Source organism: Shouchella miscanthi (genome assembly GCF_007725405.1).
Lineage (GTDB): Bacteria > Bacillota > Bacilli > Bacillales > Bacillaceae_D > Shouchella > Shouchella hunanensis.
Window position 1 is genome coordinate 3,475,088 of the sequence record NZ_CP042163.1, and the last position, 17,920, is coordinate 3,493,007.

A 17,920-nucleotide genomic window follows, 5' to 3' on the forward strand; every position below is an offset into this window, starting at 1 on the left:
TTAGTAAGAAGGGGAGTTCACCTCCCCCCTCTTGGTCGTTTTATGATGCAGGATTCCCTGCAATGACCGGCTGGCCAATTGGCAAATCTGCAATAGCCTGTTCCGATACATACGTTCCAAATGGCACACGGTAGACTTCAGTAGCGTCTTTTTTATTAGTGAAAATCATGTAGCCGCCATATAGCCCTTGTAAAGCTGTTTTTGGTGCGATTAAGAAACTATTGCTTGTAATGGTTTCTCCTGCTGGAACCGAAATAGAAGCATTTGTTTGCAGTGTCATACCACTTGCACCAGCTGGTAATGTTCCGTTAACTGCTTGGAAACTCGTTTGCACATTAAACGATTTTGCTTCATCACTCGAATTTGTAACACGTAAGCTCTGATGCTCACGAATGTTTCCATTCGCCGTGCTAACTGGTCCGAAGCTAATTGCACCCGTACGATCAGGAATAAGCGTTAATAAACTGTCTTCAACATGGAGGCCATCCATTGTTGTTTGGAACATCATCGTTGTATCAATAGCAGCTTGCGGATTCACCCGTCCTGCTCCTACTTCAAATACGTTGTAATCGTTTGTCATTGGCACTGCTGTGTTCATTAACTTTGTTTTAATATCAGCAGGAGAAAGCTCTGGATTCGCTTGAAGCATCAGTGCAGCAATTCCTGCAACATGCGGAGATGCCATAGACGTACCGGAAGAGCGGCCATATGAGTATTCGTAATCACCAATGTATTCAGGTCCTGCCATGTAGCTCGGGATTGTCGAAAATACGTCTACCCCTGGCGCAACAACTTCTGGCTTAATCGCCGCAGTGTAATTAACTGGACCACGTGAACTAAAGTCTGCAAGTGTATCACCTATTGTCGTAATCGCACTCATATCACCAAACGTAATGGTTGACTCTTTATCCAAAAGGTCCGCAATGGCTTGACCTTGCTCATACGTTAAAGAGAACGATGGAATGTAGGAATGACTTGCACCAACGTAGACCGGATTATGTCCTGCACCTGGTATATTATTGTAGATAACAATTCCAGCAGCACCTGCATCCTTCGCATTCGCAATTTTGTCGACAAAGGCAATCTCTCCGCGAGCAACAAACGCTACTTTGTCTTCTACATCAACATTTTCAAAATCTTGCACCCTACCTAAGCTTGCAGATACAACTTGTAACGTTTCACCAGTCAAACTTGCAAGGTCGGTTTCAAATGATTCCGCAATAACACGTAAGTCGCCAGGTAATGTCTCACCACCAACCGAGTATTCACTTGAAAATTCAGGAACTTCAATTGGTACATTACTCGCTCCTACTGAGATTGGTAATGCTGCTGAACCAGGTGCACCAATGGTATAAAGGCCATTTCTCCCGCTATTTCCAGCAGACGTAACTACTGTAACCCCTGCTAAAGCAGCGTTATTTGTTGCTATACCGGTTGGAGCAATAGGGTTATTTGTTGCACTCCCTAGAGATAAGTTTATGACGTCCATACCATCTTCAACAGAACGTTCGATACCAGCAATAACACCAGACGTAGCACCAGAGCCATAAGGACCAAGTACGCGGTACGCATACAATTCTGCATCAGGTGCCACACCAGTGACCGCATATTCTGATTCATTTTCTCCTGTTCCATTCGTTGTACCACTTACGTGTGTACCATGACTTGTATAATAAGAACGGTTAGCTGAATCAAACTCTGGTAGTCCAGATGCTAACCAGTCTTCATATGTGGCTTCCATTGGATCATCGTCGTTGTCAACGAAGTCATATCCACCTTTATAAACACCTTTTAAATCTGGATGGTTGTAATCTACTCCTGTATCTAGTACACCAATTTTTATGCCTTCTCCAGTTAAACCATCAATATGTAAATCACTTACACCTAAAAAAGGAATGCTATCCACCATTGTTGCATCAACCGGCTCATCGTAGCCCTTTTCATCAACAGGGTGAATTAATTCAACTTCTTCATCGTTATAAATCGCTTTAATTTCTTCATATTGAAGTAAATCCTCTACTTTATTTGCTGGTAACGTAAGCGCTACTCCGTTAAATATGGTTGTATACGTAAAATTTACTGTGTAATCGAGTTCTTTTTCCTGTGATTGAGGAAAGACATCGTCTAAAATTTCTTCAAACACTTCTTGGGATTCAGAAACAGTCGCTTTTGCCTCCGCTTCCGTTAATACACTTCCCTCTTCTTCTGCTAAAGCTAGGGCTACTTGTTCTGGTAGCTCATCTAGTTCAACAATAATGGAAATCTCTTCATCACTTGTAAGATTAATAGAATCCGGTAAGAGAAGTTTTGTATCCGTTTGATCCTCCGCTTTTACGTACTGCACGGAAGTAAAAGAACTTGCCACCATACAAAATGATAGCGCTACGACAGATAGTGATTTTGTACAGTTTAAATTTGTCGTTTTTTTCAAATGCATTCACCCTTTCAGTCGAAATATGACGTGCTTATAGGGATTATACCGAAAATACAGAAAACAAAAAGTATTATTTTCTATTGTTTTACTTTTTTACCAGATACACTTCATATGCGACCAAAGTATGAATTTACTGAAATTCAGACAGTTAAATTACATATTATTTCAACTTTTTATGGAATTACCCAAAAAACAGAACCAATCCTTGACGAAAAAAAAACGATTCTATATACTCACTTTTTGTAGAACGGAATTCCCTACAATTTTGGAAGGAAAAGTAAGGTCTTTAGTCATACTTACTTATCTAAACAATCGGGTATTGTAACCTTTGCTTATTATGGTAGACTTGTTCATTTAGATTACTTGAAATGAGGGAAGATCGTGGCACAACAACAAAAGACAGGGTTCTTCTCACGCACGTTTAATCGCTTGTTAAACCGTGTTGAGTGGCTAGGCAACAAGCTGCCTCACCCCATAACGCTATTCGCCATTCTAGCAGTGCTCGTTATTATCGCTTCGGCAGTACTATCAGCGTTTAACGTTTCGGTAGAGGATCCTACTCAAGCAGGAGAAACCCTTGAAGTTCAAAATTTATTAAGTGCTGAAGGAATTCAGTATTTATTTACAAGCATGGTTGATAATTTTATAAACTTCGCACCCCTTGGCGTCGTTCTCGCTACAATGATTGGTATCGGCGTAGCTGAGCGTAGTGGCCTTATCGGCGCAGCACTTCGAGGCATTGTTACATCTGTTCCAAAACAACTCGTAACTGCTGCACTTATCTTTGCTGGTGTTCTTTCAAGCATGGCTGTTGATGCAGGTTATGTCATTTTACCGCCACTTGGCGCATTAATCTTCTTATCTTTAGGTCGGCATCCGTTAGCTGGCCTAGCTGCTGCTTTCGCAGGTGTGTCGGCTGGATTCGGTGCAAATCTCTTTGTAACCTCTCTTGATCCAATGCTAGGTGCACTAACGATAGAAGCTGCTGCCACATTAGATCCCGAATATGCTGAAGGCTTAAACTACTTAATGAACTATTACATTATGGCTGTATCAGTTCTTCTATTAACGGTAGTAGGTACCATTGTAACGGAGAAAATTGTAGAACCAAGACTCGGAAGCTTTAAAGGAAAAACAAATAAAGAAGATTCCATTACGTATCTTTCTAAAGTAGAAAAAAAAGGGTTAACCTACGCTGGATTAACCGTTGTCGGATTAATCGCGCTTGCTTTGCTTCTCGTTGTTCCTGAATGGGGACCATTGCGTGGCGAAGGAGATAGCCCGATTTTGAATTCCCCATTTATGGATTCATTAGTTGCCATTCTCTTATTCGTTTTCCTTATACCAGGTCTTGTTTATGGAATCGTGACTAAAGAAATTCGCAATGACAAAGATGCAGCACAACAAATGTCAGACACGATGGCTTCAATGGGCATGTTCATTGTGCTTGCCTTTACAGCTGGGCAGTTTGTTGCTTACTTCGCTGAAACGAATATCGGTACAGTCATCGGTGCATTCGGTGCTGAACTACTCGAGACCCTTCAAATTGGCGGAATCCCCTTATTGCTAGGGTTTATGATCGTCTGTGCGATTATTAATCTCTTTATTGGGAGTGCATCTGCAAAATGGGCAATCATGGCTCCTGTCTTTGTTCCATTAATGATGGAATTTGGCTTTTCACCGGCTTTAACACAAGCTGCTTACCGAATTGCTGACTCTACAACAAACATTATTACGCCGACTATGACGTATTTTGCAATGATTATTGCCTTTGCACAGAAATACGACAAGAAGATCGGTATTGGTACACTCATTTCCATGATGTTACCGTATACGATTTTCTTCTCTATCGCGTGGACGGCGATGCTCATCATCTGGATGCTTCTCGGTATTGATTTAGGTCCAGGTTCACCAATTTATTATGAATAGAACGCTTTAAAAAGGTAGAAATCAACTGATTTCTACCTTTTTTATGCTCATAGAAAGAGTCTTGTTTATTCCTATTTAACTAGCTATACGTTGTAAGAAAATATACCATCTTTTTTTAAAATTCACGTTAAAAAGTTATTTTCTTCATACACGGTTTACAAAAATCAATTATACTAGACTTGTTTCTCTCGTAAATTGTCGAATAGAATCGTTTGACTACACTCTTTTGGCAAAAAATTAGCACAGCTAAAAAGAGATGGAAACCGTCAAATTCACTGATAGTGATACGTTTTTTGCTTCATTCGTGTACAGCGCTAAATGAAAGCGATAAAAACGGTTATTGACGGTTTTACAAACTATATCTACAATTATCGAGGAAGCTACATTTTTAACCAACTTTTAGGGGGATCTACAATTGAAAAAAAAGGTGATGGGTTCAACGCTTGTAGCAGCAACAGCGCTTATGTTAGCAGCATGTGGAGATGGGGGAGACGAGGCTTTTGAGCCAACTGACAAATTACGAGTTCAGTTCGTTCCATCTCAAAATGCAGAGACACTAGATGTCATTGCTCAGCCGCTTGAAGACTTACTTTCAGAAGAATTAGACGGTATTGAAGTAGAAGTGTCCGTGTCAACGGATTATCCATCTGTTATTACAGCGCTTGGTTCAGGATCAGTGGATGTTGGGTTCTTACCTCCTAGTGCATACGTAACGGCTAAAGAAGAAGGCTTTGCAGAGGTTATTCTTCAGTCATTACGCTACGGTGTAAACGAAGAAGATGGTACACCAACAGATGAGCTTGTAGAAGGCTACAAATCACAATTCCTTGTTCGCGCAGACTCTGATATTGAAACACTTGAAGATGTTGAAGGTAAAACAGTTGCATTCCAAGGTCGCTCATCATCTGCCGGGTATGTATGGCCAGCAGCTAGCTTACTCGATATTGGAATTGATCCTGAAACAGATGTTAATGCAGTTGAACGTCAAGGACATGACCAAGCTATTTTAAGTTTACTTGATGAATCTGTCGATGTAGCCGTTACTTTCCAAGACGCTCGTAATACTGTTGCAAATGATTTCCCTGACGTATGGGAAACAACGCGGGTTATTGCGACAACAGAAATGATTCCAAATGACACAATCTCAGTTCGATCAGATATGTCAGAAGAATGGCAAGAAAAATTACAAACGGCCTTTATTAACATTGGTAAAAGTGAAGTAGGTCGCCAAATTATCTTTGATGTGTATTCACATGAAGGCTATATGGAATCAGAAGATAGCAACTTTGATATCGTTCGTCAATATGAGGAAGAAATCGGAGAATAAATTTTAGTTATTTACGACTATACGCTCTTTGAGCCCGTTCATCTTACATGTACGGGCTCTACTACTCTTAATACTGTTAGATTATGATTTATGTAGAAAGTTGGGACGTAATGATCGAAATTAAGAATGTGTCTAAAGTTTATCCAAACGGCACAAAAGGATTACAGAACATCAATTTAACGATTGAACAAGGTGAATTCGTCGTCATTGTTGGCTTATCAGGCGCTGGAAAGTCCACCTTGCTTCGCTCTATTAACCGATTAAATGAGATTACTGAAGGCGAAATCTTAATTAATGACCAATCTATTACGACAGCAAAAGGACGCACTTTACGCAAGATACGCCAACAGACGTCTATGATCTTCCAAAGCTTTAACTTAGTAAAACGTTCATCTGTGTTGCGAAATGTCTTGTCTGGTCGGGTTGGTTACCATGGTACGCTACGAACGACTCTTAATCTATTTCCGAAGTATGACGTAGAACTAGCGCTACAAGCATTAGATCGAGTAAATATTGTTGAAAAAGCCTATGCAAAAGCAAGCGATCTTTCTGGTGGACAGCAGCAACGTGTGGCCATTGCACGCGCTCTTGCTCAGCAGCCAAGCGTTATATTAGCCGATGAACCTACTGCTTCTCTTGATCCATTAACAACAAAGCAAGTAATGGATGATTTGAAACGCATTAATAAAGAAGATAAGATTACGACAATCGTTAATCTGCATTTTATAGATTTAGCACGTGAATATGCGACAAGAATTATTGGATTACGTGCAGGAGAAGTTGTATTTGACGGACCCGTTTCCGAAGCGACTGATGAGAAGTTCGCAGAAATTTATGGTCGACCGATTCAAGAGGATGAGCTTTTAGGGGAGGATTTACATGAGCCAGCCACTCCACCAACAACTAACTAAGCCACCTAAAACAAAGCTCTACACTACGCTCGCCTTAATTGCAGCGGTGATTTTAGCAAGCGCTTGGTACATCGATGCCAACCCACTCACGTTGATTGAGCGCGGTGATCGGGCATTTGATATTATTGGTCGTATGTTCCCTCCTGATATGAGCTTTTTTATTAGTGCAACGCCTGCGATGCTTGAAACCATTCGTATGGCCTTAATCGGGACAACATTCGGTGCTATTCTTGCGATTCCCATTCTATTCTTTTGTGCAGCAAACGTCGCAACACCAGTTTGGATTCACCAACCAGCAAGAATCGCATTGAATGCATTGCGTACGGTTCCTGATATTTTACTAGCAGCTATTTTTGCTGCCATATTAGGATTTAATACACTAGCCGGGATTGTTGCTTTAAGTATATTCTCAATCGGTGTTATAGGAAAACTTTCTTACGAAGCCGTTGAAAACATTGATAAAGGTCCACTTGAGTCGATGACTTCTGTTGGTGCAAACAAGATCCAGTGGATTGTATTTGGTGTTGTACCTCAAGTGCTGCCACAGTTTACTTCCTTTGTACTGTATACACTAGAGATTAATGTACGTGCAGCAGCTATTTTAGGGATTGTTGGGGCTGGTGGTATTGGACGCCTTTACACAAACTCACTAGCATCCTATTCATTCGACCAAGTATTTGCATTAATTTTGTACACACTAGTTGTTGTGCTTATTATTGATTTTATTAGTTTAAAAATTCGGGAGCGCCTAATATGAGTGATTTAAGAAGTAAGGTTCAGAAACCGAAAAAGAATCGTATTAAAAACGCATTTATAATTCTCCTACTTATTCTATTATATGTATGGGGATTTGCAGGCATTAACTTTTCAGGAATTTCACCGAATGCCGGGACTGTTACCTCCGCTATTCTCGATGGGTTTCTGAATCCTGAATGGAGCTACATCTATCGTCCTGGTCAAGAGGATTTAATACAGAACTTGCTTGAAACGTTCGCAATAGCTCTGGTTGGTATTACATTATCCATCGTGCTTTCATTTCCAATAGCTTTCTGGGCTGCTCGCAACTTAAGCGTAAAGCGAATTATTTCTGGTTCCGGAAAATCGTTTTTAAGTTTCTTCCGTACTTTTCCAGACATCGTCATGGCACTAATCTTTATTGCAATTGTCGGTCCAAGTCCTTACGCTGGGATGCTCGCGCTTGGCGTTAGTGCGATGGGGATGCTCGGTAAGCTCTACGCAGAAGAAATTGAAGCGATTGACCCTGGTCCGTCTGAAGCACTTGTTGCCGCTGGTGCAAATAAACTGCAAGTACTGCTGTTTGCAGTCGTTCCTCAAGTGTTACCAGGCTTTATTTCCGCCACTCTTTACCGCTTTGAAATTAATTTACGTTCCGCTGCCACTCTCGGTATCGTTGGGGCTGGTGGTATCGGAGCACCACTTATCTTTGCGATTAATGGACGTAGTTGGGACCGGGTAGCCATTATTTTAATTGGCCTTGTCGTTTTCGTCCTTGTTATTGATTTAATTTCAAGTGCGTTACGTAAAAAAGTAATCTAATGAAAAGGAGCGCTACAGGCAATATACCGTAGCGCTCCTTTTCTAGTACAATCACTTCTGTTCGATGACAAGCTTTCCAATCATCTTTCCATCTTCTAACTGTTTATGGGCTTGTTTGAGCGTCTCTGCGGTTAACGGTGATAGCAGTTTCGTCATTGTGTGCCGAAGCTTTCCTTCATCAAATTGTTCGCTCATTTTCGTTAACATATGGTGTTGTTCAATTTGATCTTCTGTCTTGAACATCGAGCGAGTAAACATAAATTCCCATGAAAATGTCACACTCTTTGCGCGAATTTTTTGCATATCTAAATGATCTTTATTCTCTACAATGGCACAAATCGTTCCTTGAGGCTTGATGCAGGCAGCCATACCGTCCCAATGTTGATTAGTATCTGCAAGACATAAAATATAATCAACACTTTCTAGCCTATTGGCTTGTAGCTCTGTGTGCAAATCCTCGTAATGATTCACAACAACGTCTGCCCCGAGTGAGTGACACCACTCCTTTGTTTCCTGTCTTGACGCAGTGGCGATAACGGTTAACCCTTGTTGCGAGGCTAACTGAATGGCAATGGAACCAACACCACCTGCGCCTCCAATAATAAGAATTGACTTTCCTCTGTCTTTTTCCGTGACCTTCATACGATCGTATAGGGATTCCCATGCTGTAATAGCGGTTAACGGCATTGCGGCAGCTTCAGCAAACGATAAACTTTTTGGTTTTTTTCCTACGAGCCGTTCGTCAACAACCTGATATTCAGCGTTTGATCCGTTTCGAGTCACATCTCCCGCATAATAGACCTCATCACCAGCTTGAAACAACGTACATTGGTCACCGACCGCTTTCACAATACCAGCTCCATCAAAACCGAGAATACGGAATGCTTCTTCCTCTGGCTTGTTCGCTTTTCGTTGCTTTGTATCGACGGGATTGACGGATACAGCTTTCACTTCAATAAGCAGGTCGTAACCCGTTGCTTTAGGGGTTTCGACTTCTTTTTCAACTAGACTATTTTGGTCTTGAATCGGTAAAGCTTTGTAAAATCCAATCGCTTTCATTTTCTTCCTCCCTCTACACCCTTTCCTTAAGAGTAATCAATTTTACACTTCCCTGTCTACTCTGTTGCAATTATAAGATAAAATTAGTACCTTTAAGAAAGACATTACTATAGAAAAGCAGGTTATAACCGATGGCAGATACAATACTTATTGAAAAAAACGTCCCCTGTTTGATGCGTGATGGGGTCACACTATATGCTACTATTTATCGCCCACAGGAGGACAAGCGCTACCCAGTGCTTCTAACACGAATCGCAGATGGGAAGGACACACATACCTTCCGTTCCACTAACGTCTTTCAGTTTGTTCAAGAAGGCTACGTTGTCATTATTCAAGATGTGCGAGGGCGTTATGCATCTGAAGGTGTATTTGCGCCATTTGTTCATGAAGAAGAAGACGGCTATGATACCATTAACTGGATAAACCAGTTACCATATACCAACAAAAAAATTGCGATGTTTGGAGATCAATACAGTGCGTATACACAGTTTGCAGCTGCTAAAACTGCTTCTACGTTTCTCTCAGCTCTGTTTCCAATCCATTTGTTTGAGTCAATGCATGCCTTCTCTTATCGAGAGGGGCTATTAAAAAATAAAGCCTTAATCGATACAACATTAGCCCTTTCAGAGAATGTAATTGAAAAGCGAGACACACGTGCAGAAGATAAAAAGGATCAACGGTTCCATCTTTACGCTTACCAAGAGCGTAAAAACCAACTTTACCGTTACAAGGCAATAGACAAACTTCCTGTCTTTAAAATGCTTGGCGTCCAATGGTTGTTTCAAACATTCCTTGAAGCAGAGAAACCTTCAGAAAACCATCCCCTAAAAAGCTGGCCTGCCTCTTACTTCGTAACAGGTTGGTTTGACGAACATGCCGCCCATACATTAGCAGCTTTTCAAACAGCACGAAAGCAAGACGAAGATAAGCACCTGCTCCTCATTGGGCCATGGAAAACTGGCACATTATCCATGCCTACTTTACCGCATCCATTTGGGTATACAACGAACAATGAGTCGCTAGCAAATGGAGGTAGTTTAACTGATTTTCATGTACGGTGGTTTGATCACTGGCTGAAAAACAAACGCAATGGCGTAAACGAAGATGCACCTGTTTTACTGTTTGTAATGGGCATTAATAAATGGCGTAAAGAGCGCTCGTGGCCGCTTGAAGAGGAAGATGTTCACTATACACCCTTTTCATTTGCAGCATCTCAACAGGACGAAGCTTATACTCTCGTTCATCAAGGGGAAGATTCATCTATTCTGAGCTTTACTCATGCACCTTTTACTGAGGCTCACGAACTAATTGGCTCTCCTACTTTACGATACCAGTTACCGAAACATACACAGCTATCAAGCTTCTATGTACGTCTCTATGTTCTAAACGAAGAAGATGAAGCGTTTCTGTTATCAGATGGACTCGTAAAACGATCGGATACTGATGACCAAAGTGTGACCGTTACTCTCTCACCTGTTGCGTATCATTTTAAAAAAGGAGAACGGATTTCCATTGGTTTTTCAGCAGTTCCTTTAGAAAGGTATCGTACCACCGTTGGTAAGGTGCAAGAAGAAGATCTTCATACATTGCTTCCACATCTTATTAAACGTGCAACACAGTTAACACTTCCGTTCGCAAAACAACCTTTACGTTAAAAAACCAGCCTCATACAAGAGGCTGGTTTTCCTTTATCGTTCTATTACAATCGATTGGATGACTTGTTCTTGACCTGCTACTGGGCTCTCACCTTGCTTATCCACAGTGGCAATCTGATCCACGATGTCCATACCGTCTATTACTTTACCGAAGGCAGCGTAGTCACCGTCGAGGTAGGTAGCATCACCGTGGACAATAAAAAACTTGGAGCCAGCCGTATCCATTCCTTGTGATCTCGCCATTGAAAGAACACCAGGCTCATGACTAAGGTCATTTTCAACGCCATTGCTTTCAAATTCACCTTTAATGCTGTATCCAGGTCCGCCTGAACCATTCCCATTTGGGTCTCCACCTTGGATCATAAAACCTTCAATGATACGGTGAAAACGTAATCCGTCATAGAAGCCATCTTCTGCAAGAGCAACAAAATTATTAACGGAGATCGGAGCAATTTCTGGGTATAGTTCCACCGTTATTTCCCCGCCATCTTCCATTTCAATTGTCGCAATGGGTGTATCGTCAGCTTCTACAGGCACTTCCGGCACCCCTTCGGTAGCTGTTTCGTTGGACGCTCCTGCAGTCTGAGCATCATCATCAACGTTCTCCCCTTCACTAGTACCACAAGCTGCAAAGACTAGTAAACTTAAAACAATCAACCATCCATATTTCAATTCTTTCACTCCTCGTTCGCTGTATCAAGACTTCCATCCTCTTCATCAACGCTCTTTTCTGCTATTCCTTCATTTTCATCTTCATGAATAATAACACGAGCAGTATCCGACTGAGCAGGAATCCCTTCTGTCACTTTACTCCGAGGAATGACTTCCACGATTAACCCAAGCGTTAAATCACCATTAAAGCGCTCGTATTCTTGATTTTCGTTCATGAGCAATACTTCAGTAGCTGGGTCATAATTAAATCGAGTACCTGATTCATAGTGACCATCTTCACCGGAAACAAAGAAAGTCTGTTCTTCTTCATTTACGTTTGAGATTTTGCCCGTAATGGACATATCTTTAGATTGAATAACAATTTTTGTAGCGACCGTTTCATCGCTACCTTCATCGTTTAGTTCTTCATATACAGTGACATCAATATCATTTTTCAAATAAGACTGGTTAACTCGTAAATAAGACGACAAATGTTTAATATATACTTCTGTTCGATTACTTAAATGAACCGATTTCTGAGGATCGCCATTCACGTCAAACGATTCAATGCTTGGTAATTCATCTACATCTTCAGTCGATATGTGAGCGTTTAAACCGGCTACCGCATGCTCGTTGCCTTCGTACTCTATATTTGTGATCGTACCATCAGTAGCAACCATATCATCGTCAGTTATAACGTTTTGTTGTTCACTACAAGCTGCTAAGATGGCGAATAATCCCGTCGCTACAGCAAAAAAAAGGGCTTGTTTCAATGAATCCACACCTCTCTTGCTCCTTTTTACCTAGTATAACCCAAAATAAATCATTACGCTTTCTTAACAAGTGCATTTCAATAATATCACACAACCCGTTTGACAAATGCCCATACTTTTAAAAAAATGTGTGCTATACTCCTCATAGAAAATGGATCGGAGAGAGGATTTGTTTATGGAGTTTTCAATTTCTTATTTATCTTTTTACGTTATTGAGATTGATCAACAAAAAGATCAGCGAACCTATAGTCATTACCAAACATTGGATGCAGCGACATTTGAAAATAGTGCCCTTTCCCAATTCTTAGAAGGAGAATTAAAGAGAATTGTAAAACGGAAAGCACAGTCCCATCCCAATCATGCACAAGCACCAACGAAACTAGGTGAATTCGTAACGGAAGGCAATCATCCTCTTGAATCGAACCCAAATTATGCGCTTTTTCAAAGAGCCCTTCATGCAACAACTAGTACTGATTTCAAAAAAGAAAGTGAATCATTTGTAGAAACGTATGTTCAAACGAGCGCCGTTCGAGGAGGCGTTTTTCTCGTTTGCCAAGCAAAACCAAAAAAATACTTTGATGACTTATTTCTTTTTATATTAAAATGTGATTTTCAAGATGATATTGCGGTTCTGAGCGACGCCAATACACTTGTTAAAAAAGTGGAAAGAGCGATTACCACGAAAAATATGAAGTCGATTCAGTATCCATACATGATTGAAGAGGGCATGCTCGAACACACTAAAGTGAAAATTCATCAGTCTTCACATGCACGATACTTTGAAGATTTCCTTCCATTCGTTACTTACGGAGACCCAATGCCAGAAGTAATCAAAACCCAAGTACAGACAATGGTTCAAGATCATGTCAATGAAACCTTTTCCTCTGAGAGTTCAGAAAGACAAGAAATGGAAGAGCGCTTAGAGTCATGGTCAGCTAGTGAGACGAGGGAATTACAAGAACAGTTAAATCACCATCAAGTCGTAGAAGCAACAGCAGCCATTACGGCTCACATACCTGATTCAAAAACAACGATTAAATTGGGTGACGTTGTCGTTAAATTTCCCCTAGACGCATATGGGGATAACGTTCACCTTGCGAAATATAATGATCGCTATGTACTTGTTGTTGATGCCGAACAGGTTACATTTGATAAAAATGCTTCTCCCATTGAGTTTTTAAAGCCTGACCACTTAGAGGCGGTTATTCAACGCATGCAAGCCGATGACGAGTAAATGGATGCGTCGTTCAGCTTTTCAAAATACTAATAACGACTACCGTTAATTTAACTGATTTTACTAGAAAAAGCGCTACCGGCGGCCGTTTCTGATAAGAAAGGGGTCGTAGGTTCGCGCTTTTTTTTGCAACTACTCTATACTAGATCTTCTTGTAACTACCTTGGTAATAGACGAGAGGGCTTTGATCTGTTACAGCCACGTCCTTTACCTTTCCAATAAAAAGCGTATGATCTCCTTGCAAGCTTGTATCGTGGAGATCACAAACAATGGTAGCTATTGCGCCGTCAACAGTTGGCATACCAGCAAAGGTTGTTAACGCTAGGTCTTCCTTTTCTTTTTGGCGAGCAAAGTGCATAGAAATATCTTCATGACCTTCTGCTAAAATACTAATAGCAAATGAGCCAGACTGTTCGACAACAGCTTTCATTCTTGCTTTATTATCTATAGAGACTAGAATTAGTTTAGGATCTAATGAAACCGACATAAACGCATTTGCTGTCATTCCGTAAACCTCGTTATCCCATTCTGTTGTCACTACCGTTACACCTGTTGTAAATTTACTCATTGCGGTTTTGAATAAACGATCATCCATTGATTCCCCTCCTCTTTCTTTTTCGTTGTCCATATGTGTGCACTCAATTAAAATAATACCTACATTCAAAACACGTTGCAACAAGTTGAACTTGCAACAATTAGCCATTACTTTCGTATGCTAGTAACATCAGAATTGGTGACGTTCTTGACTTTGTAAACATGGAATACTACATTTAATTCAATCCCACTCCATTTTGTTCAATATTTATCGACTCTGCTTATTAAAGAAAGAAGGTGGTTTAGGTGATCACATTAAAATCAAAACGAGAACAAGAAATGATGCATAAAGCGGGACAACTGCTTGCAGCTTGTCATAAAGAAATTGCTAAACGAATACAGCCAGGTGTGACTACAGATGAGATTGACCGTTTTGTAGAAAATTATTTAAGAGAACATGGGGCAACCCCAGAACAAAAAGGATACAACGGCTATCAATATGCAACATGTGCATCTCTAAACGATGAAATATGCCATGGCTTCCCAAGAAAGACTCCTTTAAAAGAAGGAGACCTCATTACCATTGATTCAGTCTTTAACTTAAACGGAGCATTGGCTGATTCTGCTTGGACGTATGCTGTTGGACACCCCTCTCCTGAAGCGGAAGCACTAATGGCTGTTACGCATCAGGCTTTATATGAAGGAATAAAGCAAGCCAAAATTGGAAATCGTCTCGGAGATATCGGTCACGCCATTCAGTCTTTTGTTGAACCTAAAGGATACTCCGTTGTGCGAGATTTTACCGGGCACGGCATCGGTCCGACTCTTCATGAACCTCCTCAAATTCTGCACTATGGCTCTCCAGGTAAAGGGATTCGCTTAAAAGAGGGGATGGTGATTACCATCGAACCGATGGTGAACACGGGTGCTTATCACAGCAAACTGGACTCCAACGGTTGGACAGCTCGGACTGTAGACGGCTCTTTATCTGCTCAATACGAACACACCCTCGTTATTACTGCTGATGGTCCTTTTATTTTAACCGATCAAGGAGATGCAGCCTCTTACCTATAAAGAACGTATTTTGTGACTAAATCAATTAAAGCACTTTTCCTTTCTTGTTGTGAGGAGAAGTGTTTTTCTATGAAAATAAAGCGTTTTAAAAGTAAAAATAGGGAAAAGAAGAAAGATAGGAGGTGGTCAGGTGTTTGTGACAAAAATGATTCGAATCATTGTTTTATCTACCATTGTTTTTATTGGATTTGTAACGGTTATGATCTGCGCTTTCTTAGGTATGTCGATTTTCTATTTATGGCTTCTGTCAGCTGCAACGATTTGCATCGTCATTTATGTTACATTAATGTTCTACCAATGGCATCGACCAGGCTTTCGGCGCATGTTTTTTCTCAGTATGATCATTGTTGGACTGGTTAGTATCTATACATACGAGCAACGAAACAATGCTTTAAAAACAATCGCAGAGCCTTACGTGCCATTAGAGCAATGGGAACCATTCCATCCTAATCGACCAATTGAAATCGAGCGAGCAGAAACCAACCTATCTTCTGATTCAATCCGAATTACCGGACAAGCCTTCTTATATCCACTTTATAGTTCATTTGTCGAAGCAACCTTTTCAAGTGTCGATCCTTCTTATGCCCGACAAGTACTAGATACGGCATCTCGTCCATTAGACTCTTTAGGTAATGACACGATTGCGTTCGTTCCAGAATATCTTCTTCCAACTGACCATTCAGTTGAGCCAGTTCCTATTGCGAAAGATGCTTTTGTGTTTTTCACGCATCAAGAACAAGAAGTGGAAACAATTAGCCGGGACCAAGTTCAATCTATTTACACAGGTGCGCTATCCAATTGGTCACAAGTTGGTGGTGCAACCCAAGCAATTCGTCAATATCAACGAAAAGAAGAAGATAGTCAGGAGGCGTTTGAGTGGTTTATGGAAGAATCGAGCCAAACAGATCCAACGACTCCCTACGAAAATGTCCAAAATGCCATTGGCTTTACGTTCTATAGTAACTATCAATTCGTCGAAGACACGAATCAGACCAAACTGTTAGCTATTGATCACGTGGCACCATCTCAACAGACACTTGAGTCACATGAATATCCGATTCCTATAACCGTCTACGCTGTAACATCTACAACACCAAATGATGAGGTAACGTCATTTATTGAGTGGATCCAATCAGAAGAAGCGCAAACGGTCATCGAATCAGTCGGTTTTTCGCCTATTCAGGAAGGTGAACATGCATACTAAAAAAAGACTCGTGGTAGATCACGAGTCTTTTATCTATGCCTTGCTCTTCTCAACTTTGCCTTCAATTGCAGCAAGTTCTACACAATCACAAAAAACATTCATGGCTTTTTGTAATTCATCTAAAGTCGGGAAAGATGGTGCAATACGAATATTACGATCAAGTGGATCCTTTCCATACGGATAGGTTGCGCCTGCTCCAGTTAGAGTTAACCCAACTTCTTTGCATAACGCTACCACTCGTGCTGCACATCCATTTTCTGTGTTGACACTAATAAAATACCCACCATTCGGTTCCGTCCATGTGGCAATGTTTTTGTCCCCTAATTTATGCTGTAGCGTATCAATCACTAAATCAAATTTCGGTTTGATAATCGCTGCATGTTTCTTCATTAGCTCTTCAACACCACCAATTTTTTCAAAGAAACGAATATGCCTTAATTGGTTAATTTTATCAGCACCAATGGTTTGAAAACTAAGCTGTTTTTTTGTAAACGCGATATTATCAGGAGAAGAAACAAACGCGGAAATGCCTGCTCCTGGGAACGTTACTTTCGATGTTGACGCAAAGACGTATGGGCGATTTGGATAGCCTGCTTTTTTTGCTTCTGCAAGGATAGATACTAGTGTATCGGGTGTATCAGTTAAATGGTGAATTACATAGGCATTGTCCCAGAAAATGCGAAAATCAGTCGCTTTTGTCTTCATGGATGCAAGTCTTTTTACTACTGCTTCCGAATACGTAACACCTTCTGGATTACTATATTTTGGAACACACCAAATCCCTTTAATCGTTTCATCTTCTCGAACGAGGGCTTCTACTTGATCCATGTTAGGACCTTCACTTGTCATGTCGACTGGAATCATTTCAATCCCAAGAAACTCACAAATAGAAAAGTGACGGTCATAGCCAGGAGACGGACACAGGAATTTAACCGATGGATAAGAAGACCACGGTTTAGCTTCTTCCTCTACACCCTTTAACAATCCACGGGCAACCGTGTCGTGCATGGTCGACAGGCTTGAATTCCCCCCAACGATTACTTGACTAGGCTCTACCTCAAGAATGGAAGCAAACCAAGATTTCGCTTCAGGGATACCGTCTAACTGGCCATAATTTCGCGTATCTAAACCATCGCTAGTAATAAGCTCCTCTGCAGTTAATAAAGCAATCATCTCTTCTGAAAGATTAAGTTGATCGGGACTTGGCTTTCCTCGAGACATATCTAACGTCATATTTTCACGCTTGTAACGTTCCAATTGCGCTTTTAGCTGCTCATATCGTTGATAAAGCTGTTCTTCAGTTAATTCATTCACATTGGACACTGTTGATCTCTCCCTTAGAAGATTAAGAAGATCCGTACTTCCTTCTCATTCATTTCACCTTTCTAGTTTAAGCTAGATGATAGGGTGTGAGCAAGTAATCACTTATGACCTACAGTCATGAATTGCAAAAATTCATGTGCTTCTCTTTCTTTTCTGACTACACGCATCTTCCTTGCATTCTGTCTGAAAGATATGCTAAAAAATGAAGGTATTTTTTATTGTTATTGGCAACATAACTAAAAAGAAAATTTGTTC

At 40.8% G+C, this 17,920-nt stretch carries 15 protein-coding genes; 9 read left to right on the forward strand and 6 right to left on the reverse strand.

Going from position 1 to position 17,920, the window contains the following annotated elements; genetic code table 11:
• Window positions 1-40 precede the first annotated feature (40 nt).
• Window positions 41-2,431 carry a S8 family serine peptidase gene (locus FPV17_RS17845; RefSeq protein WP_186370648.1) on the reverse strand — a complete coding sequence of 797 codons (2,391 nt, stop codon included), beginning with the start codon at window positions 2,429-2,431 and terminating at the stop codon, window positions 41-43.
• A 381-nt stretch (window positions 2,432-2,812) separates the two neighbouring features.
• On the opposite strand from FPV17_RS17845, the gene FPV17_RS17850 reads away from it, so the two are divergent.
• The 5 genes from FPV17_RS17850 to phnE (FPV17_RS17870) all read left to right on the forward strand — a co-directional run bounded on the left by FPV17_RS17850 (window position 2,813) and on the right by phnE (FPV17_RS17870) (window position 8,158).
• Window positions 2,813-4,363: an AbgT family transporter gene (locus tag FPV17_RS17850; RefSeq protein ID WP_437183327.1), complete on the forward strand. Its 1,551-nt coding sequence runs from the start codon at window positions 2,813-2,815 to the stop codon at window positions 4,361-4,363.
• Window positions 4,364-4,793: 430 nt separating this feature from the next.
• Window positions 4,794-5,690: a phosphate/phosphite/phosphonate ABC transporter substrate-binding protein gene (locus FPV17_RS17855; RefSeq protein ID WP_035394790.1), complete on the forward strand. Its 897-nt coding sequence runs from the start codon at window positions 4,794-4,796 to the stop codon at window positions 5,688-5,690.
• Between the two features lie 110 nt (window positions 5,691-5,800).
• Window positions 5,801-6,601 carry a phosphonate ABC transporter ATP-binding protein gene (gene phnC, locus FPV17_RS17860; protein WP_038483200.1) on the forward strand — a complete coding sequence of 267 codons (801 nt, stop codon included), beginning with the start codon at window positions 5,801-5,803 and terminating at the stop codon, window positions 6,599-6,601.
• Window positions 6,570-7,358, forward strand: coding sequence for a phosphonate ABC transporter, permease protein PhnE (phnE, locus tag FPV17_RS17865; protein WP_035394744.1), 789 nt, complete (start codon window positions 6,570-6,572; stop codon window positions 7,356-7,358). The genes phnC and phnE (FPV17_RS17865) overlap by 32 nt, the downstream gene beginning before the upstream one ends.
• On the forward strand, window positions 7,355-8,158 hold the full coding sequence (gene phnE / locus FPV17_RS17870) for a phosphonate ABC transporter, permease protein PhnE (protein WP_144559744.1): 804 nt from the start codon (window positions 7,355-7,357) through the stop codon (window positions 8,156-8,158). Before phnE (FPV17_RS17865) ends, phnE (FPV17_RS17870) begins: the two co-directional genes overlap by 4 nt.
• Window positions 8,159-8,209: 51 nt before the next feature.
• Here phnE (FPV17_RS17870) and FPV17_RS17875 read toward each other — a convergent pair whose 3' ends face one another.
• Entirely contained in the window at window positions 8,210-9,217 is a 1,008-nt protein-coding gene (locus tag FPV17_RS17875) for a zinc-binding alcohol dehydrogenase family protein (RefSeq protein ID WP_035394746.1), read from the reverse strand.
• A 131-nt stretch (window positions 9,218-9,348) separates the two neighbouring features.
• On the opposite strand from FPV17_RS17875, the gene FPV17_RS17880 reads away from it, so the two are divergent.
• Window positions 9,349-10,872: a CocE/NonD family hydrolase gene (locus tag FPV17_RS17880; protein ID WP_144559746.1), complete on the forward strand. Its 1,524-nt coding sequence runs from the start codon at window positions 9,349-9,351 to the stop codon at window positions 10,870-10,872.
• Window positions 10,873-10,905: 33 nt separating this feature from the next.
• Here the strand turns inward: FPV17_RS17880 and FPV17_RS17885 are convergent, their stop codons facing one another.
• Both FPV17_RS17885 and FPV17_RS17890 read right to left on the reverse strand, forming a co-directional pair.
• Window positions 10,906-11,553 (reverse strand): peptidylprolyl isomerase, encoded by a 648-nt coding sequence (locus tag FPV17_RS17885; protein ID WP_437183301.1) that lies wholly within the window; start codon window positions 11,551-11,553, stop codon window positions 10,906-10,908.
• Complete coding sequence (locus FPV17_RS17890) at window positions 11,550-12,305, reverse strand: hypothetical protein (protein WP_035394749.1); 756 nt, start codon at window positions 12,303-12,305, stop codon at window positions 11,550-11,552. The genes FPV17_RS17885 and FPV17_RS17890 overlap by 4 nt, the downstream gene beginning before the upstream one ends.
• Window positions 12,306-12,471: 166 nt before the next feature.
• On the opposite strand from FPV17_RS17890, the gene FPV17_RS17895 reads away from it, so the two are divergent.
• A complete protein-coding gene (locus FPV17_RS17895; protein WP_035394750.1) occupies window positions 12,472-13,530 on the forward strand; it encodes a DUF3900 domain-containing protein in 1,059 nt (352 codons plus the stop codon).
• Window positions 13,531-13,672: 142 nt separating this feature from the next.
• On the opposite strand, the gene FPV17_RS17900 is transcribed toward FPV17_RS17895, so the two are convergent.
• On the reverse strand, window positions 13,673-14,125 hold the full coding sequence (locus tag FPV17_RS17900; protein ID WP_035394751.1) for a flavin reductase family protein: 453 nt from the start codon (window positions 14,123-14,125) through the stop codon (window positions 13,673-13,675).
• A gap of 245 nt (window positions 14,126-14,370) precedes the next feature.
• Between FPV17_RS17900 and map the strand changes: the two genes are divergently transcribed.
• Together map and FPV17_RS17910 are read left to right on the forward strand one after the other, a co-directional pair.
• The gene (gene map / locus FPV17_RS17905; protein WP_144559748.1) at window positions 14,371-15,138 is read left to right on the forward strand and encodes a type I methionyl aminopeptidase; all 768 of its coding nucleotides are present in this window, start codon (window positions 14,371-14,373) and stop codon (window positions 15,136-15,138) included.
• 130 nt (window positions 15,139-15,268) lie between these two features.
• A complete protein-coding gene (locus FPV17_RS17910) occupies window positions 15,269-16,342 on the forward strand; it encodes a substrate-binding domain-containing protein (protein ID WP_035394753.1) in 1,074 nt (357 codons plus the stop codon).
• 33 nt (window positions 16,343-16,375) lie between these two features.
• On the opposite strand, the gene FPV17_RS17915 is transcribed toward FPV17_RS17910, so the two are convergent.
• Window positions 16,376-17,665, reverse strand: coding sequence for an aspartate aminotransferase type Ic (locus tag FPV17_RS17915; protein ID WP_144559750.1), 1,290 nt, complete (start codon window positions 17,663-17,665; stop codon window positions 16,376-16,378).
• Window positions 17,666-17,920: the final 255 nt, after the last annotated feature.

Coding starts and splice junctions, on each gene's coding strand:
- FPV17_RS17855 (WP_035394790.1), top strand. CDS start 4,794: ATGGGTTCAACGCTTGTAGCAGCAACAGCGCTTATGTTAGCAGCATGT.
- phnC (WP_038483200.1), top strand. CDS start 5,801: ATGATCGAAATTAAGAATGTGTCTAAAGTTTATCCAAACGGCACAAAA.
- phnE (WP_035394744.1), top strand. CDS start 6,570: ATGAGCCAGCCACTCCACCAACAACTAACTAAGCCACCTAAAACAAAG.
- phnE (WP_144559744.1), top strand. CDS start 7,355: ATGAGTGATTTAAGAAGTAAGGTTCAGAAACCGAAAAAGAATCGTATT.
- FPV17_RS17875 (WP_035394746.1), bottom strand. CDS start 9,217: ATGAAAGCGATTGGATTTTACAAAGCTTTACCGATTCAAGACCAAAAT.
- FPV17_RS17880 (WP_144559746.1), top strand. CDS start 9,349: ATGGCAGATACAATACTTATTGAAAAAAACGTCCCCTGTTTGATGCGT.
- FPV17_RS17895 (WP_035394750.1), top strand. CDS start 12,472: ATGGAGTTTTCAATTTCTTATTTATCTTTTTACGTTATTGAGATTGAT.
- FPV17_RS17900 (WP_035394751.1), bottom strand. CDS start 14,125: ATGGATGATCGTTTATTCAAAACCGCAATGAGTAAATTTACAACAGGT.